17 protein-coding genes are annotated in these 20,651 nt (G+C 70.0%); 11 read left to right on the plus strand and 6 right to left on the minus strand.

Annotation, left to right across the window (positions count from 1 at the left end; genetic code table 11):
* Positions 1-158 precede the first annotated feature (158 nt).
* The 4 genes from AACL56_RS00940 to AACL56_RS00955 all read left to right on the plus strand — a co-directional run bounded on the left by AACL56_RS00940 (position 159) and on the right by AACL56_RS00955 (position 7,702).
* The gene (locus AACL56_RS00940) at positions 159-5,291 is read left to right on the plus strand and encodes a trifunctional serine/threonine-protein kinase/ATP-binding protein/sensor histidine kinase (RefSeq protein ID WP_339087976.1); all 5,133 of its coding nucleotides are present in this window, start codon (positions 159-161) and stop codon (positions 5,289-5,291) included.
* A gap of 146 nt (positions 5,292-5,437) precedes the next feature.
* Entirely contained in the window at positions 5,438-6,094 is a 657-nt protein-coding gene (locus AACL56_RS00945) for a response regulator transcription factor (RefSeq protein ID WP_339087977.1), read from the plus strand.
* Between the two features lie 130 nt (positions 6,095-6,224).
* On the plus strand, positions 6,225-6,611 hold the full coding sequence (locus tag AACL56_RS00950; RefSeq protein ID WP_425337046.1) for a response regulator transcription factor: 387 nt from the start codon (positions 6,225-6,227) through the stop codon (positions 6,609-6,611).
* A 158-nt stretch (positions 6,612-6,769) separates the two neighbouring features.
* On the plus strand, positions 6,770-7,702 hold the full coding sequence (locus tag AACL56_RS00955) for a sensor histidine kinase (RefSeq protein ID WP_339087979.1): 933 nt from the start codon (positions 6,770-6,772) through the stop codon (positions 7,700-7,702).
* A gap of 12 nt (positions 7,703-7,714) precedes the next feature.
* Here the strand turns inward: AACL56_RS00955 and map are convergent, their stop codons facing one another.
* Both map and AACL56_RS00965 read right to left on the minus strand, forming a co-directional pair.
* Positions 7,715-8,509 (minus strand): type I methionyl aminopeptidase, encoded by a 795-nt coding sequence (gene map, locus AACL56_RS00960; RefSeq protein WP_339087980.1) that lies wholly within the window; start codon positions 8,507-8,509, stop codon positions 7,715-7,717.
* The gene (locus tag AACL56_RS00965; protein ID WP_339087981.1) at positions 8,506-8,817 is read right to left on the minus strand and encodes a ParD-like family protein; all 312 of its coding nucleotides are present in this window, start codon (positions 8,815-8,817) and stop codon (positions 8,506-8,508) included. Before AACL56_RS00965 ends, map begins: the two co-directional genes overlap by 4 nt.
* 451 nt (positions 8,818-9,268) lie before the next feature.
* Between AACL56_RS00965 and AACL56_RS00970 the strand changes: the two genes are divergently transcribed.
* From AACL56_RS00970 to AACL56_RS00980, 3 genes are read left to right on the plus strand one after another with little or no spacing between them, the layout of a single operon-like run.
* Entirely contained in the window at positions 9,269-10,291 is a 1,023-nt protein-coding gene (locus tag AACL56_RS00970) for a thiamine pyrophosphate-dependent dehydrogenase E1 component subunit alpha (RefSeq protein ID WP_339087982.1), read from the plus strand.
* Positions 10,282-11,247 (plus strand): alpha-ketoacid dehydrogenase subunit beta, encoded by a 966-nt coding sequence (locus tag AACL56_RS00975; RefSeq protein ID WP_339087983.1) that lies wholly within the window; start codon positions 10,282-10,284, stop codon positions 11,245-11,247. Before AACL56_RS00970 ends, AACL56_RS00975 begins: the two co-directional genes overlap by 10 nt.
* Positions 11,248-11,277: 30 nt before the next feature.
* Complete coding sequence (locus AACL56_RS00980; protein ID WP_339087984.1) at positions 11,278-11,700, plus strand: MarR family winged helix-turn-helix transcriptional regulator; 423 nt, start codon at positions 11,278-11,280, stop codon at positions 11,698-11,700.
* A gap of 16 nt (positions 11,701-11,716) precedes the next feature.
* On the opposite strand, the gene AACL56_RS00985 is transcribed toward AACL56_RS00980, so the two are convergent.
* Complete coding sequence (locus AACL56_RS00985) at positions 11,717-12,400, minus strand: peroxiredoxin-like family protein (protein ID WP_339087985.1); 684 nt, start codon at positions 12,398-12,400, stop codon at positions 11,717-11,719.
* Positions 12,401-12,524: 124 nt separating this feature from the next.
* Between AACL56_RS00985 and AACL56_RS00990 the strand changes: the two genes are divergently transcribed.
* Positions 12,525-13,472 (plus strand): LysR family transcriptional regulator, encoded by a 948-nt coding sequence (locus AACL56_RS00990; protein WP_339087986.1) that lies wholly within the window; start codon positions 12,525-12,527, stop codon positions 13,470-13,472.
* On the opposite strand, the gene AACL56_RS00995 is transcribed toward AACL56_RS00990, so the two are convergent.
* Positions 13,400-14,176: an SDR family oxidoreductase gene (locus AACL56_RS00995; RefSeq protein WP_339087987.1), complete on the minus strand. Its 777-nt coding sequence runs from the start codon at positions 14,174-14,176 to the stop codon at positions 13,400-13,402. The two genes, AACL56_RS00990 and AACL56_RS00995, sit on opposite strands and share 73 nt — an antisense overlap.
* Positions 14,177-14,286: 110 nt before the next feature.
* Here AACL56_RS00995 and AACL56_RS01000 point away from each other — a divergent pair, with 110 nt between their 5' ends.
* Positions 14,287-15,237, plus strand: a complete 951-nt coding sequence (locus AACL56_RS01000; protein ID WP_339087988.1) for a LysR family transcriptional regulator — start codon at positions 14,287-14,289, stop codon at positions 15,235-15,237.
* Between the two features lie 66 nt (positions 15,238-15,303).
* Positions 15,304-16,332, plus strand: a complete 1,029-nt coding sequence (locus AACL56_RS01005; RefSeq protein ID WP_339087989.1) for a tripartite tricarboxylate transporter substrate binding protein — start codon at positions 15,304-15,306, stop codon at positions 16,330-16,332.
* A gap of 194 nt (positions 16,333-16,526) precedes the next feature.
* On the opposite strand, the gene AACL56_RS01010 is transcribed toward AACL56_RS01005, so the two are convergent.
* Entirely contained in the window at positions 16,527-16,850 is a 324-nt protein-coding gene (locus tag AACL56_RS01010; RefSeq protein ID WP_339087990.1) for a DUF1840 domain-containing protein, read from the minus strand.
* A gap of 11 nt (positions 16,851-16,861) precedes the next feature.
* Positions 16,862-18,133: an SAM-dependent methyltransferase gene (locus AACL56_RS01015; protein ID WP_339087991.1), complete on the minus strand. Its 1,272-nt coding sequence runs from the start codon at positions 18,131-18,133 to the stop codon at positions 16,862-16,864.
* 132 nt (positions 18,134-18,265) lie between these two features.
* On the opposite strand from AACL56_RS01015, the gene AACL56_RS01020 reads away from it, so the two are divergent.
* A complete protein-coding gene (locus tag AACL56_RS01020) occupies positions 18,266-20,650 on the plus strand; it encodes a bifunctional salicylyl-CoA 5-hydroxylase/oxidoreductase (protein ID WP_339087992.1) in 2,385 nt (794 codons plus the stop codon).
* The last annotated feature ends 1 nt before the right edge of the window (position 20,651 follow it).

The raw sequence follows: 20,651 nt of genomic DNA on the forward strand, positions 1-20,651 counted from the left end.
CGGTTTTTCCGATGGCTCCCATCAGATCACCGCACCGCCGGCAGCGGAATTGAACCTAGGTGCAGGCGCCGCCATACGGAGGTATGGGTGGGCTTGCACGGCCGCCATAATCCGGGCGCTTGTTGCCCCGCCATCGCGGCCCGTCCCGCCCCCTGCGCATGATCGATCTCTCCACCCGTCGCCTTGTCGAACTGAACGCGGGCACGCCGCGCCTGCACCGCGCCGTCGCGGCCGACGCGCCCTCCGTGCTGGTCGCCGGCCGCGGCAATGCCACGCCCGCGGCGCTGGCGGCGCTGCAGCGCGAATACGCATTCCGCACGGCGCTGCACGACGCCTGGTCCGCCGTGCCCCAGGCGCTGCTGCCGCACGGCGACGGCGCTCTGCTGGTGCTCGGCGATCCGGGCGGTGAGCCGCTGCTGCGCGCCGGAGCGCAACCCCAGGGGCCGGAGGAATTCTTGTCGGTCGCCATCGGCCTGGCCAGCGCGGTGGCCGCGATGCACGCGGCCGGCGTGGTGCACCGCGCGCTCACGCCGCAGCGCTTCCTGCTGGATGCTGATGGCCGCGCATGGCTGACGGGCTTCGGCTTCGCCGAGCGCCTGGACGTCGACGGCAGCGCGCCGCCGGATGCGGGGCTGGAATGGGACGAGAGCAGCTTCGTCTACATGGCGCCGGAGCTCGGCGGACGCATGAACGTGCGCATCGACGAACGCACCGACCTCTACGCGCTGGGCTGCATCTTCTACGAGCTGCTGGTCGGCACGCCGCCGTTCGAGGGCGCCGACGCCGCCGCGCGCGTGCACGCCCACGCCACGCACCGCCCGCGTCCGCCGAGCGAGGCGGCGTATGTGCCGGAGCAGTTTTCGCAGCTCACGATGAAGCTGCTCGAGAAAGCACCGGAGCAGCGCTACGCCGACGCCGCCGGCGTACTCGCCGACCTGCGCCGCTGCGAGGAGCTGCAGCTGCGCCACGGCCACATCCCGCCGTTCGCGCTCGACAGCCGCGCCGCGCTGCAGCGCCTGCACCGCGTGGACCGCGTGCTCGGGCGCGAGCAGGAGCTCGGCGCGCTGCTGGCGCTGTACCGCGCGGTCGCGGGCGGCACGGGCGTGGCCCGCGCGCGCGTGGCCTGGGTCTCGGGCCACTCGGGCATCGGCAAGTCGATGCTGCTGCAGGAGGCGGTGACGCGCATGCAGTGCGTGGGCCATCCGCTGCTGGCCGCCAGCAAGAGCGAGGAAGGCCGGCGCGGCACGCCCTACGCGATCCTGGTGCAGGCGCTCGACCTGCTCCTGCAGTACGTGCTGGGCCGCCCGGACGAGGAATTCGCCTTCTGGCGCGAGCGCATCCGCGCGGCCACCGCGCCGATGGGCCGCACGCTGGCGGCGCTGCTGCCGGCGCTGACGGTCGTGCTCGGCCCCCAGCCGGACGCGCCCGAGGCGCCAGACACCGCGCCCGCGCTGGAGCGCGAACGCCTGCTGCAGGCGATGGCGCGTCTCCTTGCCTGCTTCGCGACCACCGAACGTCCGCTGGTGCTGCTGCTGGACGACCTGCAATGGGCCGACGTCGGCACGCTGCAGGTTCTGGAGCGCCTGCTGCACCAGCACGCCGACGTGCCGCTGCTGCTGGTGGGCGCGTTCCGCTCGAAGGAGGTCGGCGACGACCATCCGCTGCGCGCCGGCCGGCTGGCCCAGGTGCCCGCATCGGTGAACATCGAGCTCGGACCGCTCGACGAACAGGCCCTGCGCGAACTGCTCGCGCGCGCGCTGCACCGCGACGCCGACCCCGCGCTCGACGCGGGCGCGGACGCCGAGGCGCTCGGCCCGCTGGCCGAGGCCATCGGCCGGCGGACCGAGCGCAATCCGTTCTTCGTGCATCACCTGCTGCGCCTGCTGGCCGACGACGGCCTGCTCGCATACGACGCCGACACCGCCGCCTGGCGCTGGAACCTCGAGCGCATCGCGGACCATCGCGGCGTGGACAACGTGGTGGAGCTGCTGACGCGCCGGCTCGAGCAGTTGCCGGCGGCCTCTCGCTCGGTGCTCCGGCTGCTGGCCTGCATGGGCCATCGCGCATCGCGGCAGGCGCTCGCGGTTGCCGCCGGGCTGTCCGACGCGGAGGCCACGCGCGAGCTGCGCGCCGCGCTCGACGCCGGCTGCATCTACCGCGAGGGGCGCGACTGGGTGTTCTGGCATGACCGCATCCGCGAGGCGGCCTACGCGTCGATCCCCGAGGCGGAGCGCGCGCCGCTGCACCTGGCGATCGCGCGCCGGCAGCTGGCGCACAGCGACGCGCAGGCCGACGTGTTCGCGATGGCCGCGCAGGCCAATCTCGCGCGCCCGGTGGTCCATGGGCGCGACGAGCGCCGCGCCTTCGCGCGCCTGAACCTCGATGCCGGCCGCCAGGCCAAGGCCGCCACCGCGCACCATTCCGCGCTGGCCTTCTTCCGCGCGGCGCTCGACTTCCTCGGCGACGATTCGGGCGACGAGGAGGGCCTCGCCACCCGCAAGCTGTGCGGCGAGGCGGAGTTCATGACGGGTGCGCTCGAAGCGGCCGAGGCGCGGCTGTCGGCGCTGGAGGCCGTGGCGGGCGACGGCATCTTCGGCGCCGACCTGGCGCGGCTGCGCGCCGCGCTCTACACGACGCTGGGGCGCTTCGACCTGGCGCTCGAGGTGGGGCTGGCCTTCGTGCGGAAGCTCGATCTCCATGTGCCGTTGCGCCCCACCGACGCCGACGTGGACCGCGAATATGCGCGCCTGAAGCTCTGGCTGGACCGCCACGGCATCGGCAGCATGCGCGCCCTGCCCAGCGTGACGGACCCGCTGCGCATGGCGATCACCGACATCTTCGCGGACCTGATTCCGCCCGCGCTGTACACCGACCCGAACCTGGTCGACATGATCCTGCTGTCGCAGGCCAACCTGTCGATCGAACGCGGACTGTCCGACGCCACGGCGAACGCCTTTGCCTGCATGACGCAGATCTGCGGCTCGCGCTACGGCGACTACGCCACCGCGCACGCCTTCGGCGAGCTGGCGCTGTACCTGGCCGACGAGCGCGGGCTTTCCAAGTACCGCAGCCGCATCTACATGACCTTCGGCACGCTGGTCGTGCCGTGGGCGATGCCGGCCCGCGCGGCGCGCGACTACATCCATCGCGCCTACGACGTCGCGGTGGAGAACGGCGACCACACCTTCGCGATCTACTGCGGCCGCAACGAGGCCACCGGCATGCTGTTCGCCGGCGAGTTCCTGGACGACGTGCGCAGCACCGTCTCGCGCGGCCTGGCGGTGGCGCGCGAAGCGAACTTCCAGCTGGTGATCGACGCGCTGCTGGCGCAGTGGGAGCTGCTGTCCCGCCTGACCGACGCACCGCCCGACCCGGCGGCCGAGACGCTGCGCGCGCCGGTCGAAGGCGCGCCGGCCACGCTGGTGGACTTCGCCTACTGGGTGTACCGGCTGCAGGCCGGCGTGCTGTTCGGCGACCTGCCCGCGGCGCTGGAGGCGCGGCGCCGCGCCGAGGCCTGCGTCATGGCGGCGCGCACCTTCGCGGAGAACGGCGACCTGCCCTTCTACGGCGCGCTGGCGCTGCTGGCGCTGCCCGAGCGCGACGCCGCGCAGCAGGCCGCGCTGATGCGCCATGTCGGGCAGCTCGAGGCCTGGGCGCGGGCATGCCCCGAGAACTTCGCGGCCCGGCACGCGCTGGTGCACGCCGAACTGGCGCGCGCCGACGGTCGCGTGCTGGAAGCCGGCGAAGCCTACGTGAAGGCCGTCTCGCACGCGCGGCGGCACGGCTTCGCGCAGGTCGAGGCGCTGGCCGCCGAACTCACGGCGCGGTTCCAGGCGGAACGCGGCGACGAGGTGGGTTCGAACGCCTACCTGCGCCATGCGCGCGCCGCCTGGCAGCGCTGGGGCGCACCGGCCAAGGTGCGCGAGCTTCAGCAGCGCCACCCCGATGCGTTCGAGGCGGACGACTGGGCGCCGGCGGCCAGCCGGTTGCAGGAACTGGACGTGCAGGCGGTGCTGCGCATCTCGAACGCGCTGGCGAGCAACATCGTGCCGGCGCGGCTGGTCGAGACTCTGCTGCGCACCGCGCTGGAAAGCGCCGGCGCCGAACGTGGCGCGCTTGCGCTGCTGCGCGACGGCACGTGGCAGGTGCCGGCCCTCGCGCAGGTGGTGGGCGACGCGATCGAAGTGACGCACGAGGAAGCCGCCTTCAGCGCCGAGGTGCTGCCGGTGTCGCTGGTGCACACGGTGGCGCGGACGCAGGAACGCGTGGTGGTCGACGACGCGCGCGACGCGCCGGCCCATGCGCAGGACGACTACGTGCGGCGCCAGCGCCCGCGCTCGGTGCTGTGCGTGCCGCTGATGCGCTACGCCACGCTGGTGGGCGTGCTCTATCTCGAGAACAACCTGGCGGCCAAGGTCTTCACCTCGGCCAAGGCGGCGGTGCTGGAGGTGATCGCCTCGCAGGCGGCCTTCGCGCTGGAGAACGCGCGGCTGTACGAGGACCTGTTCGCGCAGAACCAGCAGCGCGCGCGCGCAGAGGAACAGCTGCGCGCCGCGCTCGCCGAGCTCGGCCGGGCCAGCCGGCTGAAGGCCATGGGCGAGCTGGTGGCGACCATCGTGCACGAGGTCGGCCAGCCGATCGCGGCGGTCGACACCTCCGCCAGTGCCGCGCTGCGCTGGCTGAACCGCAATCCGCCCGAGATCGGCGAGACGCGCGAGATGCTCGCCCACATCAGCCGCAGCGCGACGCGCGCCAGGGCGATCATCCAGAGCCTGCGTGCCAAGGCGCGCAAGGCCGAGCCGCAGTTCTCGCCGCTCGAGCTCGGCGAGGCGCTGCGCGAGGCCGTGACGCTGGTCGCCGGCCAGCTCGATGCGCTGCATGTCTCGCTCGAGGTGCGCGGCCTGGACGAGCTGGTGCTGGTGCACGGCGACCGCATCCAGCTTCAGCAGGTGGCGATCAACCTGCTCATGAACGGCGCCGAGTCGATGACGGCGCTGGCCGAAGGCCGGCCGCGCCGGCTGTTGCTGGCCTGCGAGCGCGCCGGCGACGCGCTGGTGCGCGTGACGGTGGACGACCACGGCAGCGGCATCGATCCGGACGTGGCCGAGCGCCTGCTCGAGCCGCTCTTCACCACCAAGGAGAACGGCATGGGCATGGGGCTGGCGATCTGCAAGTCGATCGTCGACGCGCATGGCGGCACGCTGGCGCTGGTGCCGCGGGAGGCCTCGGGCACGGTCGCCGGCACGCGCGCGAGCTTCACGCTGCCGCGCCTCGGGCGCGGGCCGGGCTGAGCGCGCGGGCGGGCGGACGGGCGGGCGACCACCCTATCCATTCGTATGAGCGGCCCCCATCTGCGTATGCGGCGAATGGAACACTGTTGCGCCATCTGGTACCGTGCACGCCGTTCCTGCTCCCGTGCAAATCCGCGAACGCCGCAATGCCCAATTCCCTGCCCGTGAATGCCTCCACCGCGATGTCCCGTGTCGTCTACATCGTGGACGACGACGAGCTCGTGCGCGGCGCGCTCGGCAGCCTGCTGCGCTCCATCGACCTGGAGGTGTGCGCGTTCGGCTCGACCGAGGACTTCCTCGCAGCGCCGAAGGCGCCCGGCCCTTCATGCCTAGTGCTCGACGTGCGGCTGCGCGGCGAGAGCGGCCTGGCATTCCAGAAGTCGCTGGTGGACAACGGCCGCACGCACATGCCGATCATCTTCATCACCGGCCACGGCGACATCGCCATGACGGTGAAGGCGATGAAGGCGGGCGCGATGGACTTCCTGGCCAAGCCCTTCCGCGACCAGGACATGATCGACGCGGTGATCGCCGCGCTCGACAGCGACGCGAAGCGCCTGGACGCGGAGCGCTCGCTGCACGACCTGCGCACCTGCTGGGAAGCGCTGACGGCGCGCGAGCGCGAGGTGGTGCAGCATGTGGCTGCGGGGCTCATGAACAAGCAGATCGCCGCCGAGATGGGCATCGCCGAGATCACAGCCAAGATCCATCGCGGCCAGGCCATGCGCAAGATGAACTCGCGCTCGGTGGCCGAACTGGTCCGCAAGATGGAAGCGCTCGGCGTGCTGCAGGCCGCGCACTGAGCGCGCCGGCCGCGCCGGAGCGGACCGGCGCCATACCTACATATGATGGCGCCGCGCGCAGGCGCCGCTATTCTGCGAGTGCCGGGCAACGGTGGGATGGTCCCACGCGTTCACCGGGCCATGAGCGGTGATTCCCTTGTCTGCATCCAGCATCGAACTCGTATCCATCGTCGACGACGACTCCTTCGTGCGCGCCGCGACCAGCAGCCTGGTGCGTTCGTTCGGATGGGAGGCGCGCGAGTTCGCGTCGGCCCCGGCTTTCCTTTCTTCCGACGTGCTCCGGCGCACGGGCTGCCTCGTGTGCGACGTGCAGATGCCCGAGATGGACGGCCTCGAGTTGCTGGACCGGCTGCGCCGCGACGGCGTGCGCGTGCCCACCCTCTTCATCAGCGCCTTCGCCTCGGCACGCGTGCGCGAGCGCGTGAACGCCAGCACGGCGCTGTGCCTCATCGAGAAGCCGATCGACGCCTCGGAGCTCGAGAGCTGGATCGGCCGCGCGCTGAAGAGAAAAGACTGACTGCAGGAGCGCGAAGGCGCCCGGCGCGCGCCACACCGGCGCATGGCGCGGGCAAACCTTCGTAGGGGGTCGACGAACGCTGGTGCGATGGCGTGGCGCGGGTGCCCGTGGTGTCATTCCCTTCGGGCCGCCGGGGGGCGGCGAAAAGGAGAAAGACGATGACGATGAACCTTGGACAGGCGATGAGCGCGGTGTCCTGCTTCAACTACCAGGACCTGCCGTTGATGGTCGCCGGCGCCATCGCCATCGCACTCCTGCTGGCCACGGCCTGCCTGCTGGTGCATGCACTGGCCCACCGCGCGGCCCTCGGGCGCCTCGCAGCAGCGCTCGAGCAGCGCGAGGGCGAACGGCCCCGATCCGGCCACACGGCGTTGGGCGAGGGTGGCCCGCCCGCCGTCGCGCGGCTGGCCCGCGCCATCAACGCCACCCGCCGCCGTGCCGCCGAGCGCGAGGCCGACCAGCTCGACCTGCAGGCCGGCTATGCGCACGACCTGCGCACGCCGCTCACGCGGCTGGGCCTGCGGTGCGAGATGCTCGAGGACGACGCGCTGCGCGACGCGATGGTGCGCGACCTCGCCGAGATGGGCGAACTGGTCGAGGCCAGCCTGGCCAGCGCGCGCATGCAGCGCAGCGCCTCGGAGCCGCCGCGGCGCGTGGATGCCGACGGGCTGCTCGGCACGCTGGTGGGCGACTACCGCGACGCGGGCCGCGCGGTCGCCCTCGAGGGACGCGTGGGCCAGCCGGTGGCGGCCTGCCCGCAGGCGCTGCGCCGCGTGCTGGTGAACCTGATCGACAACGCGCTGCGCTACGGCAGCGACGTGCGGCTGTGCGTGCAGGTCGACGCACGCCGGCTGGTGCTGGCGGTGGTCGACTCGGGGCCGGGCATCGTGCCATCGGAAATGGAAGCGGTGTTTGCGCCATGGCACCGCGCACCGCTGGCCTGCGCACCGGCGGCGGCGCCCGCCGGATCGGGCCTGGGCCTGTCGATCGCGCGCCGGCTCACGGTGGCGATGCGCGGCGAGCTGCAGTTGCAGAACCGCCGCAGCGGCGGCCTGGAGGCGCGGCTGACGCTGCCGCTGGCGGCCGGCTGACGCGCCGCCGGGTCAGGCGATGGCCGGGTAGTGCCCCGTGCCCTCGGGCCAGGGTGTGAGCACCTCGAAGCCGTCCGGCGTCACGGCCACCATGTGCTCCCACTGCGCCGACAGCGAGTGGTCCTTGGTGACCACGGTCCAGCCATCGGGCAACTGCTGCGTCTCGCGCCGGCCGGCGTTGATCATCGGCTCGATGGTGAAGATCATGCCGGCCTCCAGCCGCAGACCCTGCCCGGGCTGGCCGTAGTGCAGCACCTGAGGATCGTCGTGGTAGATCTGCCCGATGCCGTGGCCGCAATACTCGCGCACGACGCTGAAGCGCTCGCGGTGCGCCACGGTCTGGATCGCATGGCCCACGTCGCCCAGCGTGGCGCCGGGCCGCACCGCGCGGATGCCCGCGCGCATCGCCTCGTAGGTGGTGTCGACCAGCCGGCGCGCCAGCGCGCTGGGCTCGCCGACGAAGTACATGCGGCTGCAGTCGCCGAACCAGCCGTCCTTGAGCACGGCCACGTCGATGTTGACGATGTCGCCCTTCTTCAGCACCTTCTTCTCGGACGGGATGCCATGGCAGACCACCTGGTTCACCGAGGTGCACACCGTCTTGGTGAAGCCGTGATAGCCGACGTTGGCGGGAATGGCGCCCTGCACCTTGACGATGTGGTCGTGGCAGAGGCGGTCGATGTCCTCGGTGCTGACGCCGGGCTTCACATGTTCGCCGATCATGGCGAGCACCTCGGCGGCCAGCCCGCCCGCCACGCGCGCCATGGCGAGTTCGGCGGGCGAATGGAGCTTGACGGCGGCCCTCATGCGCGCGCGTCCGCCATGGCCTTGCGCGGCGCTGCGGCCGGCCGGCGCGGCACGTCCTGCGGCGCCGCTTGCGGGGGTGCGGCAGGCGGCGCGAGCGACGCCGACAGCGTGGCCATGTCGAAGCCGCCGGCCTGCTCGGCACGGATCAGAAGCTGGCAGATCTCGCGGTGATCGAGCGCGGGATGCAGCTCGGCGAGCATGCCGATGCGCATCCAGTGCTCGGCCTGCGCATTGATGGAACGGCTCAGCGCGTTGCCTGCGACGCGCAGGTTCTCGTGCATGAGGTCTGAAATCTTGACGATGCCCATGGTGAAAGTTTTATATGAAACGTATATGAATCATATAGCGTTTCGGCGTTCGGGAAAACTTTGGGGACTGGTCCCGCACAAGCGTGCGGTTATCCACACCGCGAGCGCCCCTGGCCGAGTTGTTCCTTTTTCGGGATGCCGGTGAAGCAGGGGAGCGCACAGCCGTGCACGTGCGGCAAGCCGTTGTCGGGCAAGGCAAAAGACGCGCTGTCCACAGACAGGGTTTCCCTTATCTACTACTAACTTAATAAGAGAAACAAGTAGAGAGAAGAGTGGCACGGCGAGCGGACGAACCCGGCCCTTCCGGCACATCGCATTCGCCGGGTCGAAGGCCCGGCGCCCTCGACCTGCAAGCCATGCCGCGCGAGGCGGGTTAGACCCGGTACGTCGAGTCCATCTCGCTTGATACGATTTTTCGCGAAGCACCCATTCCACGGGTGCCGGAGACAAGATGGACCCGAGCACAACCAGCGGTGCCGCCGAGGCGCTGTACCGCGTCATGGTGCGCATCCGCGCGTTCGAGAATGCCGCCGAGACGGCCAGCCAGGGTGGCGTGAGCGCCTATGGCCAGCAGGCCGCGGGCGCCGCCAGGGTGCGCGGACCGCTGCACCTGTCCACCGGGCAGGAGGCGGTGCCGGCCGGCGTCTGCGCCCATCTGCGCGCGAGCGACTACCTCACCTCCACCCATCGCGGCCACGGCCACACGCTGGCCAAGGGCGCCGACCTGACGCGGATGATGTGCGAGCTGTTCGGCAAGGCCACGGGCTTCAACGGCGGCAAGGGCGGTTCGATGCACATCGCCGATTTCTCGGTCGGCATGCTCGGCGCCAACGGCGTGGTGGCGGCAGGGCTGCCGATCGCCGTCGGCGCGGCGCATGCGCAGAAGCTGCTGAAGACGCGCGACGACATCACCGTCTGCTTCTTCGGCGATGGCGCGATCAACCGCGGCCCCTTTCTCGAATCGCTGAACTGGGCGCGCGTGTACCGGTTGCCCGTGCTCTTCGTCTGCGAGGACAACCGCTGGAGCGCCACCACCGCCAGCGGACCGATGACGGCCGGTGACGGCGCCTCGGCGCGCGCCGAAGCCCTCGACATCGCGGCCACCCAAGTCGATGGCAACGACGTGTTCGCGGTGCACCAGGCAGCGCGGACGCTGGTCGCCGAGGTGCGTGCCGGCGGCGGGCCGCGCCTGCTGCACGCGCTGACGTACCGCGTGAAGGGCCATGTGTCGGTCGACCTCGCGGCCTACCGCGATCCGGCCGAACTCGCGGCCGCACTGGAGACCGACCCGATCGCGCGGGCGCGCGACCGCCTGCTGTCGATGGGCATTGCGGCCGCATCGCTCGATGCCATCGAGAACGCGGCGCGCGACGAGGTCGACACGGCGCTTGCCATCGCCGACGCGGCGCCCTGGCCCGAGGCCGAGGCCGCCTTCACCGACGTGCAGACCACCGGAGCCGGGCAATGGCGCTGAAGACGGAACTGAGCTACGCCGAGGCCGCCGTGCTCGCGCTGCAGCGCGAAATGGAAGCCGACCCGCGCGTGGTGGTGCTCGGCGAGGACGTGGGCCGCGGCGGCATCTTCGGCCAGTACAAGGGGCTGCAGCAGCACTTCGGCGACGCGCGTGTGATCGACACGCCGATCAGCGAGGCCGCGATCATGGGCGCCGGCGTGGGCATGGCGCTCGCGGGCCTGCGGCCGGTGGTCGAGATGCGCGTGGTCGACTTCGCGCTGTGCGGCATGGACGAGCTGGTGAACCAGGCCGCCAAGAACCGCTTCATGTTCGGCGGCCAGGGCCGCGTGCCGCTGGTGGCGCGCATGCCGGGCGGCATCTGGGATGCCTCGGCGGCGCAGCATTCGCAGTCGCTCGAGGCGTGGTTCGCGCACCTGCCGGGCGTGGTGGTGGTGTGCCCGTCGACACCGCAGGACAACCACGGCCTGCTGCGCGCGGCCCTGCAGTGCGGCGACCCGGTGGTCTACATCGAGCACAAGACGCTGTGGGGTGTGCGCGCAGAGGTCGACGAAGACATCGCCGTGCCGCTGGGCAAGGCAGCGCGCGTGCGCGAGGGCAACGCGCTCACGCTCGTGAGCTGGAGCCGGCAGATGCAGGCCTGCGCCGCCGCCTGCGATTCACTGGCGGCCCGGGGCATCGCGGTCGACCTGATCGACCTGCGAACGCTGTGGCCGTGGGACCGCGAGACGGTGCTGGCGTCGTGCGCGCGCACCGGCCGCCTGCTGGTCGTGCACGAGGCGGTGCAGGCCGCGGGCTTCGGTGCGGAGATCGCCGCCAGCGCGGCGGAGGCCACCGGCTGCCGCGTGGCGCGGTTGGGCGCGCCGCGCATTCCGGTGGGCTACGCACCCGTGCTGGAAGCGCAGTCGCGCGTGGGGGTGGAGGCCATCGTTGCCGCGGCGAAGAAACTGGCGGGCTGAGCCGCCAGCCGTCAAAGCCTTCGCCACCGCATGGACCCGCTCTTCTTCAAGCTGGTGCGGGTGGTCAACCTCACGGCGCGGCCTTTTCACGAGCGCGTCGGCCGCGAGCACCAGCTCACGCTGAACGAATGGCGGACCATGGCAGTGCTCGGTGCGCAGCCGGGGCTCAATGCCAGGCAGGTGGCCGACCAGACCGGCCTCGACAAGATGGCCGTGAGCCGCGCGCTGGCCGGCCTCCGGCGGCACAAGCGCGTGCAGCGCCACGGCGATCCGACCGACCAGCGCTGCAGCCGGCTCTACCTCACCGCCGCCGGCAAGGCGCTGCACGAATCGGTCGGTGCACTCGGGCGGGAACGCGAGGCCGCGCTGTTCGCCGGCGTCGAGGCCGGCGAACTGGCGCAGCTCGACGCCACGCTCGACAAGCTGATCCGATCGGTGTCCGGCCAGCCCTGAGTCTCGCCAGGCATCGTCATGCGGCGACGCAGCGCTGCTGCAGCCCTTGCAGAACCGGCAGCAGTTCCGACGGATCGGGCCGGTTCGTGTAGTCGGGGTTCACCTCTGCGTAGGCGATGGTGCCGTCGGTCGCGATCACGTAGCGCGCGGGCATCGGCAGGGTCCAGCTCGGCTCTCCGTTGACGACAGCCAGGTCGTTCCTGAACACGTCGCGGTAGAGATCGCGCAGGTAGCCGGGCAGCTCGAAGCGCAGGCCGAAGGCCGCTGCCACTTCGTTGCCGGTGTCCGACAGGATCGGGAACGCGAGCTTGTTGTCGCGCGCCGACTTGCGGCTGTTCGACGCTGTCTGCGGCGACACCGCCACCAGCTGGGCGCCGAGCGCCTCCAGCCCGGGCAGGGCTTCCTGCAGCGCCTGCAGGTCCAGGTTGCAGTACGGGCACCAGACGCCGCGATAGAAGGTCAGCACCAGCGGCCCCTTGGCGAGCAATCCGGTGGAAGACCACGCGCGGCCGTCGGCGTCGTGCAGCGTGAATGCGGGCGCCATGTCGCCGGCCTTCAGCGCGCGGCCGGCGGCGCCGGAAGCAATGAGTTCGTCGGTGGCGCGGTGCATGGGTTCGTGGATGAACGCGGGCGCGTTCCACGGTGGGCCGCCAGCTTCGAAGTTGGCGCGGAAGGCAGCGAGTTTTTCGGGCAACGACATGGTGGATCTCCTGTGGGTTCGGCACCGGAGTGGCGCCGTGGCCTCACTGTCTTTCATTCGCATCAGGTGCGGTAGCCGGTCGCTTTGACTAACATCCATCCATGAATTGCATGAATTTGCCCGCATGACCGATCGCCTCACCGCCCTGAAGCTTTTCTCGCGCGTGGCCCGCGCTGGCAGCTTTTCGCGTGCCGGGCGCGAACTCGGGATGTCGCAGCCTTCCGTCTCGCGCGTGATCGCCGCGCTGGAGAAGGAGGTGGGCGCCGGCCTGCTGATGCGCACCACCCGCGCGCTCACGCTGACGGAAGCCGGGGCTGACTATCTCGCGCGCATCGAGCCGATCCTCGCGGCGCTGGAAGAGGCAGACTACGCCGCGCGCGGCACCGGCGAGCTGCGCGGCATGCTGCGCGTCGCGATGTCCTCGAGCTTCGCGGTGCGCGAGGCGATACCGCGGTTGCCGGCCTTCATGGCCCGGCATCCCGCTTTGCGCATCGAACTGCTCATGAGCGACCATTACCAGGACCTGGTGAGCGAAGGTGCCGACGTGGCGTTGCGTTTCGGCGCCATGCCCGATTCGAGCGCCACCGCGCGCCGGCTCTGTGCATTCGAACGGGTGCTGGTCGCCTCGCCGTCCTACCTGGCGCGAGCCGGCGTGCCGGTCTCGCCGGGCGACCTGGCCGCACACGCGGTGATCGCGGGGCCGAGCGGCATGAACTGGAGCTTCGAGCGGGAGGGGCGCACTGCGTCCGTCAGGGTCGACGGCAAGCTCGGCGTCTCGGTCAACGAAGGCGCTGTCGCCGCGGCTGTCGCGGGCCTGGGCATCGCCGCGACCGCCATCCTCGGCTGCCGGGCCGAACTGGAGCGCGGTGCGCTCGCGCGGGTGCTCGAGGGCTGGCGCCTGGCGCCGGTCGAACTCCACGCCGTGTTTCCGGCCGGCCGGGCCGCGAAGCCCGCCGCCCGCGCGCTGGCCGAGCACCTGTCGGCCAGCCTTGCGGACGCTCAGGCCGCGAAGCCGCCGTCGATGTTGAGCCCGGCGCCGGTCACGAATGCCGCTTCGGGACTGGCGAGGTAGGCGACCATGCCGGCGATCTCGTCGGCGTGGCCATGGCGGTCGAGGGCCATGAAGCTGTGCATCGTGGCGGCCATCGGGCCGTTGGCGGGGTTCATGTCGGTGTCGACCGGGCCGGGCTGCACGTTGTTGACCGTGATGCCGCGCGGGCCGAGGTCGCGCGCCAGACCTTGCACCAGTCCGGTCAGCGCCGACTTGCTCATCGCATAGACGCTGCCGCCCGCGAACGGCATGCGCTCGGCATTGGTGCTGCCGATGTTCACGATGCGCCCGCCCGTGCCCATGTGCGCCAGCGCGGCCTGGATCGCCACGAACACGGCGCGCACGTTGACGGCGATGGTGCGGTCGAAGTCGGCCAGCGAGAACTGGTCGACCGGGCCGAGGTGCAGCACGCCGGCGCTGTTGACCAGGATGTCGATGCGACCGCCGAAATGCTTCGCGGCCTGGTCGATGCCGGCCTTGAGCGCATCGGCGTCGGCGCTGTCGATCTTCAGCGCGAGCGCGCGGCCGCCTTCGGCCTCGATGCTGCGCGCCAGTTCCTCGGCGACCGGCTGGGAATTGCTGTAGCTGAAGGCGACCGCGGCGCCGTCGCGCACCAGGCGGCGCACGATGGCCGCGCCGATGCCGCGCGAGCCGCCGGTGACGAAGGCGACCTTGCCGGTCAGGACGGGAGTGGAAGAAGCAGAAGAAACAGAGGTGGAAGCCATGATTTTTCCTGGAAGTGGTGTGTTGAGGCCTCGAGTTTGGGCTTCCGATTGCGTTCGCGGTAGCCATGAATCAGGGCAATCAAATTCAACTCCTGGTTGAAAATGCAGCCATGGAACCGCTCAATCACCTCGAATCCTTCGTGCAGAGCGCGGAAGGCGGCAGCTTCTCCGTTGCCGCCCGGCGCCTGGGCCTGACGCCGGCGGCCGTCAGCAAGAACGTGGCGCGGCTGGAGGCGCGGCTCGGCGTGCGGCTGTTCCAGCGCAGCACGCGCCGGCTCACGCTGACCGAGGGCGGCGAGCGTTTCCTGGCCCAGGTCGGCGGCGCGCTGGCGACGCTGCAGGAGGCGGTGGCCGGCATCGACAAGGACGACGGCCAGCCCGCCGGCACGCTCAAGGTGAGCATGGGCCAGGCCTTCGGGCGCGAGCACGTGCTGCCGATGATGGGCGACTTCCTGGTGCGCTACCCGGCCATTGTTCCGGACTGGCACTTCGACAACCAGCAGGTCGACCTGGTCGGCGAGGGCTTCGACGCGGCCATCGGCGGCGGCTTCGAGCTGTCGGCCGGGCTGGTGGCGCGCGAGTTGGCGCGCATCCATGTGGTGGCGGTGGCGTCGCCGGCATACATGGCGGGACGCGAGGCGCCACGGCAGCCGTCGGACTTGGCGATGCTCGACGCGCTGGTGCGCCGCTCGTCGCCCACAGGAAGGCTGCGCAGCTGGACGCTGCGGCGCACGAGAGCCAGGTCAGGCGGCACTCCAGGCGAAGCGGAAGCCACGGTCGACCTGCCGCGCCCGCGCGCAATCTTCAACGACCCGGAAGCCATCGCCCACGCGGCGCTGATGGGGCTGGGCGTGGCGATGCTGCCGATGCCTTTCGTGGAGCGCGGGCTGCGCAGCGGCGAGCTGGTGCGGTTGCTGCCCGACTGGTACCAGGACAACGGTGCGGTGTGGCTCTACTACCCGAGCAAGAAGCTGCTGCCGCCGAAGACGCGGGTGTTCATCGACTTCGTGCTCGAACGCTTTCGCGACGAGAAGTTCGCGCAGCGGATGCAGGTCGCCTGAGGGTCAGGCGGGCTCACGGGGTTTTCACCCGCGACGCCCACGGCGCGCGCCTGTACAAACTCGCGCATGACTTCTTTCATTTCCTCTTCCTTCCGGACGGGCCGCCGGACCGTTCTTGCCGCTTCGGTCACCGCCGCCGTCACCCTGATGGCCGCGCCCGCATGGGCCCAGGGCACCTGGCCCACCAAGCCGGTGCGCATCGTCGTGCCGTTCGCGGCCGGCGGCACCACCGACATCCTGGCGCGCGCCGTGGCGCCCGAGCTTTCCAAGGCCTTCGGCCAGCAGTTCATCGTCGACAACCGTGCGGGCGCGGGCGGCAACGTGGGCGCCGAGCTGGTGGCGCGCGCGCCGAACGACGGCTATACGCTGCTCATGGGCACGGTCGGCACGCACGGCATCAACCGCGCGCTGTATCCGAAGCTGCCCTTCGACCCGATCAAGGACTTCGTTCCGATCACGCTGGTGGCTGCCGTGCCCAACGTGATGGAAATGAATACCGACAAGGCGAAGGCGCTGAACATCCACAACGTGCAGGACTTCATCAAGTACGCCAAGGCCAACCCCGGCAAGCTGAACATGGCGTCCAGCGGCAGCGGCACCTCGATCCACCTGGCGGGCGAGCTGTTCAAGAGCATGACGGGAACGTTCATGGCGCACATCCCGTACAAGGGATCGGGCCCGGCGCTGCTGGACATGGTGGGCGGCAATGCCGACGTGATGTTCGACAACCTGCCCTCGTCGATGGCGCAGATCAAGGCCGGCAAGCTCACGGCGCTGGCCGTGACGAGCGCGCAGCGTTCGCCTGCGCTGCCCGACATTCCGACCGTGGCCGAAGTGGGAGGCCCGACGCTCAAGGGCTTCGAGGCGAGTTCGTGGTTCGGGTTGCTGGCGCCGGCGGGCACCTCGCCCGAGATCGTGAACCGGATTCAGCAGGAAGTGGCCAAGTCGCTGGGCACGCCGGCCATCAAGGAGAAGATGCTCGCGCAGGGCGCGCTGCCCAGCGGGAATTCGCCGGCCGACTTCACGAAGCTCATTGCGAGCGAGCATGTGAAATGGGCCAAGGTGGTCAAGGACTCCGGCGCGAAGGTGGACTGACCCCCAGGCTTCGCGCACTTCGTGTCGCTTCTCCTTCCCCCTTGCAGGGGGCGGCGCCTGCGGCCCGGCAGAGCCGGTTTCGCGGCGCCTCTCGAACAGAAGGCCTTCGGGTCAGGTTCGACCCTCGGGGCTTCGCCGCGTGCGGCGCGGCAGAGTTGGTTCTGCGGCGCCTCTTGAAAAGAAGACCCTGGGTCTCAGGTCTTCCAGGTCACGTCCTTGCTCTCGGCGAGGGAGTCCTTGAGCATGTGAAGCAAGGGCGCTGCACGCTGGTGCAGTCCGACATGCTGCTTCTCGGCGTCGTTGGCATGGCCTTCGACGGCGTAGTCGTCATGGTTGTGGGCGTTGGCACCCTCGCGCGCCAGCGCGCCCTCGAGCGCCGAGATGGCACCGGGAATCTGCTCGACCGTGATGATGCCTTGCGGCGCAACGGACTTGCCGACGATGTCGAGCAACTGGCGCGCATGCACTTCGAGCATCACGAAGTCGGGGGAGGCACGGGACTGGAATCGATAGAGCATGGTGTGTTCACTCACTTGTAGATGTAGTCACGGGCAAAAGGGTACACCGATTGCGCGCCCCGCAAGACGCCCGCGCGCCCTACATTGCCGTCAGGCTTTGTCGACAACATCTGGTGCAAGGAGATCCATCCCTGCTCGAAACTCATGGCCGAACCCGCCAGGTAGAGGCGGTAGGCACGCAGGATGCGCTCCGCGTTTTCTGCCTGGCGCCCGCCGCTGCGCTGCAGTAACTCGCGCGCGGTGTCGAGTTGCGCCTCGAGTGCGTCGGACCACGCCCAGAGCGTGCGCGCGTAGTGCGGCCGCAGGCTCTCGGTGTCCACCATCTCCAGCCCGGCCGCCGCGGTCTCGCGCAGCACGTGCGTCACGTGGAGCAGCTCGCCGCCGGGGAAGATGTACTTCTCGATGAAGTCGCCCATGCCGGCACCCAGCTGGCGGTAGTTGAGCTCGCCCGAGGTGATGCCGTGGTTGAGCACGAGCCCGCCGGGCTTGAGCAGCGTGTGGATCTTCCGGAAGTAGGTCGGCATGTTGGCCGCACCCACGTGCTCGAACATGCCCACCGATGAGATCTTGTCGAAGGGCTGGGTGTCGGGCAGCTGGCGGTAGTCGAGCAGCTCGACGCGCACCCGCCCCTGCAGGCCCTTCTCCTCGATCAGCCGCTGCACGTGCGCGTGCTGGTTGCGCGACAGCGTGATGCCGGTCGCGTCCACGCCGTAGTGCTCGGCCGCCCACAGCAGCAGGCCGCCCCAGCCGGAGCCGATGTCCAGATAGCGCTCGCCCGGCTGCAGCATCAGCTTGCGGCAGATGTGGTCGAGCTTGGCTTCCTGCGCCTGCGCCAGCGTCAGCTCGGGCGTGCGGAAGTAGGCGCACGAGTACACGCGGCGCGCGTCGAGCCACAGCGCGTAGAAGTCGTCGGAGACGTCGTAGTGGAACTCGATCTGTGCGGCGTCCTTGCGCATCGAATGCGAGCCGCGCGACTTGGCGCGGTGCTGGAGGCGGCTCCACCAGCTGGTGTCGGTCTCGGCCGGATTGCCCGGCAGCATGCCCACCGTGGCGTCGATCAGGTCGCGCATGGCGCCTTCGATCTGCACCTTGCCTTCGACGTAGGCCTCGCCGATGGCACCCACCTGCCGGGCCGCAAGCTTGGCGAGCACCGTCCATTCCTTGAAGGCCAGCGTGACGCGGGCCCCCGCCTGGGCTACGCGCCGGCCATCCGGCAATTCCAGCGCGATGGGGACAGGCAGCGAAGCCAGCTGCGACTCGATCTTGGGTATCAAGTTTTGCATGGGGCCATGGTATTGATTTTTGCGAATTCCTGCATGACTACTCGCGTCGGAGAAAGCCGGAAGAAGGCGCGCCGCCCCCGTGGGTATGGACCGGCATTGACAGCAAATCGTTTATGCCTAAACTATTCAACCATGAACAGCCTCGGCAAGACCTCACCCGCTCCGGCCTCGGACCTCCAACGCATCCTTTGCATCGGCGGCGGGCCTGCCGGCCTGTACTTCGCCCTGTTGATGAAGGCGCGCAACCCTTCGTTGCAGATCACCGTGGTGGAGCGCAACCGACCTTTCGACACCTTCGGCTGGGGCGTGGTGCTGAGCGACCAGACGCTGGGCAACCTGCGCGCCGCCGACGCGCCCACAGCCGCACTTATCGGCAACGAGTTCCATCACTGGGACGACATCCAGGTGTTCTTCAAGGGCCGCCAGGTGCGCTCGGGCGGCCATGGCTTCTGCGGCATCGGCCGCAAGCGGCTGCTCAACATCCTGCAGGAGCGCTGCCTCGAACTCGGCGTCGAGCTGGTGTTCGAGACCGACGCCACCGACGACCAGGCCATTGCCGCCAAATACAACGCCGACCTGGTCATCGCCAGCGACGGACTGAACAGCCGCATCCGCCAACGCTATGCCGACGTGTTCAAGCCCGACATCGACCTGCGCAACTGCCGCTTCGTGTGGCTGGGCACGCACCAGACCTTCGACGCGTTCACGTTCGCCTTCGAACAGACCGAACACGGCTGGTTCCAGGCGCACGCCTACCAGTTCGACGACAAGACCTCGACCTTCATCGTCGAGACGCCCGAGGCCGTGTGGAAGGCCCACGGCCTCGACCAGATGGAACAGCCCGAGGCCATCGCCTTCTGCGAGAAGCTGTTCTCCAAGTACCTGGGCGGCCATTCGCTGATCAGCAACGCCACGCACCTGCGCGGCTCGGCCAACTGGATCCGCTTTCCGCGCGTGGTGTGCGAACGCTGGACGCACCGCATCGACGTCGAAGGCCGCTCGGTGCCCGTGGTGCTCATGGGCGATGCGGCCCATACCGCGCACTTCTCGATCGGCTCCGGCACCAAGCTCGCGCTCGAAGACGCCATCGATCTCGCCAACGAGTTCGCACAGGGCGGCACCGTCGACCATGTGCTCGAAGGCTATGAGGCACGCCGCAGCGTCGAGGTGCTGAAGATCCAGAATGCCGCACGCAACTCCACCGAATGGTTCGAGAACGTGCCGCGCTACACCGGCATGCAGATCGAGCAGTTCGCCTACTCGCTGCTTACGCGTTCGCAGCGCATCAGCCACGAGAACCTGCGCGTGCGCGACACGCAATGGCTCGGCGGCTACGAGCAGTGGCTGGCCGGCGGCAAGGCGATGGCACCGATGCTCATGCCCTACAAGGTGCGCGGGCTCACGCTGAAGAACCGCATCCTGGTCTCGCCGATGGCAACCTACAGCGCCGTCGACGGCGTGCCGCAGGACTTCCTGCTGGTGCATCTCGGTGCACGCGCACTTGGCGGCGCAGCGATGGTGTTCGTCGAAATGACCAGCCCGACGCCCGAAGGCCGCATCACGCCAGCCTGCACGGGCCTGTACAACGACGCGCAGCAGGCCGCGTTCAAGCGCATCGTCGACTTCGTGCACACGCAGTCGAGCGCGAAGATCGCGATGCAGCTCGGCCACAGCGGCCCCAAGGGTTCCACCCGCGTGGGTTGGGAAGGCACCGACGAGCCGCTGGAAAGCGGCAACTGGCCGCTGCTGGGCGCAAGCGCGGTGTCGTACGGCGAACAGAACCAGCTGCCCGCCGCCATCACGCGTGCCGAGATGGACACGCTGCGCGACCAGTTCGTCGACTCGACGCGCCGCGCCGTCGAATGCGGCTTCGATTGGCTCGAGCTGCACTGCGCGCACGGCTACTTGCTGTCGGCCTTCATCAGTCCGCTCACCAACTTGCGAACCGACGAATACGGCGGCGACATCGAGGCGCGCTGCCGATATCCACTCGAGGTGTTCCGCGCCATGCGCGCCGTGTGGCCCGCAGACAAGCCCATGAGCGTGCGCATCTCCGCCCACGACTGGGCGCCCGGCGGCAACACCGACGCCGACGCGGTGGTCACCGCGCGGCTCTTCAAGGAAGCCGGCGCCGATTTCATCGACGTGTCGTCGGGCCAGACCACGCGCGCTGCCAAGCCGGTGTACGGGCGCATGTACCAGACGCCGTTCTCCGACCGCATCCGCAACGAGATCGGCATCGCGACCATCGCGGTGGGCGCCATCACCGACGCGGACCAGGCCAACAGCATCATCGCGGCAGGCCGAGCCGACCTGTGCGCCATCGCGCGCCCGCACCTGGCCGACCCGGCCTGGACGCTGCACGAAGCGGCCAAGCTGCAGAGCCGCGACATCGAATGGCCCAAGCAATACCTGAGCGGGCGCGACCAGATGTACCGCGAGATCGCCAAGCAGCAGCAGATGGCAGCGGCGGCCACCGCGGCAATCGCTGCGCAGGGCGACGAGGAGACGCACTGAC

Origin of the sequence: Variovorax paradoxus (assembly GCF_902712855.1) — a bacterium.
Classification (GTDB): domain Bacteria; phylum Pseudomonadota; class Gammaproteobacteria; order Burkholderiales; family Burkholderiaceae_C; genus Variovorax; species Variovorax paradoxus_Q.

Coding starts and splice junctions, on each gene's coding strand:
- AACL56_RS00945 (WP_339087977.1), top strand. CDS start 5,438: ATGCCCAATTCCCTGCCCGTGAATGCCTCCACCGCGATGTCCCGTGTC.
- AACL56_RS00955 (WP_339087979.1), top strand. CDS start 6,770: ATGACGATGAACCTTGGACAGGCGATGAGCGCGGTGTCCTGCTTCAAC.
- AACL56_RS01005 (WP_339087989.1), top strand. CDS start 15,304: ATGACTTCTTTCATTTCCTCTTCCTTCCGGACGGGCCGCCGGACCGTT.
- AACL56_RS01020 (WP_339087992.1), top strand. CDS start 18,266: ATGAACAGCCTCGGCAAGACCTCACCCGCTCCGGCCTCGGACCTCCAA.
- AACL56_RS00980 (WP_339087984.1), top strand. CDS start 11,278: ATGGACCCGCTCTTCTTCAAGCTGGTGCGGGTGGTCAACCTCACGGCG.
- AACL56_RS00975 (WP_339087983.1), top strand. CDS start 10,282: ATGGCGCTGAAGACGGAACTGAGCTACGCCGAGGCCGCCGTGCTCGCG.
- AACL56_RS01000 (WP_339087988.1), top strand. CDS start 14,287: ATGGAACCGCTCAATCACCTCGAATCCTTCGTGCAGAGCGCGGAAGGC.
- AACL56_RS00995 (WP_339087987.1), bottom strand. CDS start 14,176: ATGGCTTCCACCTCTGTTTCTTCTGCTTCTTCCACTCCCGTCCTGACC.
- AACL56_RS00965 (WP_339087981.1), bottom strand. CDS start 8,817: ATGGGCATCGTCAAGATTTCAGACCTCATGCACGAGAACCTGCGCGTC.
- AACL56_RS00970 (WP_339087982.1), top strand. CDS start 9,269: ATGGACCCGAGCACAACCAGCGGTGCCGCCGAGGCGCTGTACCGCGTC.
- AACL56_RS00990 (WP_339087986.1), top strand. CDS start 12,525: ATGACCGATCGCCTCACCGCCCTGAAGCTTTTCTCGCGCGTGGCCCGC.
- AACL56_RS00940 (WP_339087976.1), top strand. CDS start 159: ATGATCGATCTCTCCACCCGTCGCCTTGTCGAACTGAACGCGGGCACG.
- AACL56_RS00985 (WP_339087985.1), bottom strand. CDS start 12,400: ATGTCGTTGCCCGAAAAACTCGCTGCCTTCCGCGCCAACTTCGAAGCT.
- AACL56_RS01010 (WP_339087990.1), bottom strand. CDS start 16,850: ATGCTCTATCGATTCCAGTCCCGTGCCTCCCCCGACTTCGTGATGCTC.
- map (WP_339087980.1), bottom strand. CDS start 8,509: ATGAGGGCCGCCGTCAAGCTCCATTCGCCCGCCGAACTCGCCATGGCG.
- AACL56_RS01015 (WP_339087991.1), bottom strand. CDS start 18,133: ATGCAAAACTTGATACCCAAGATCGAGTCGCAGCTGGCTTCGCTGCCT.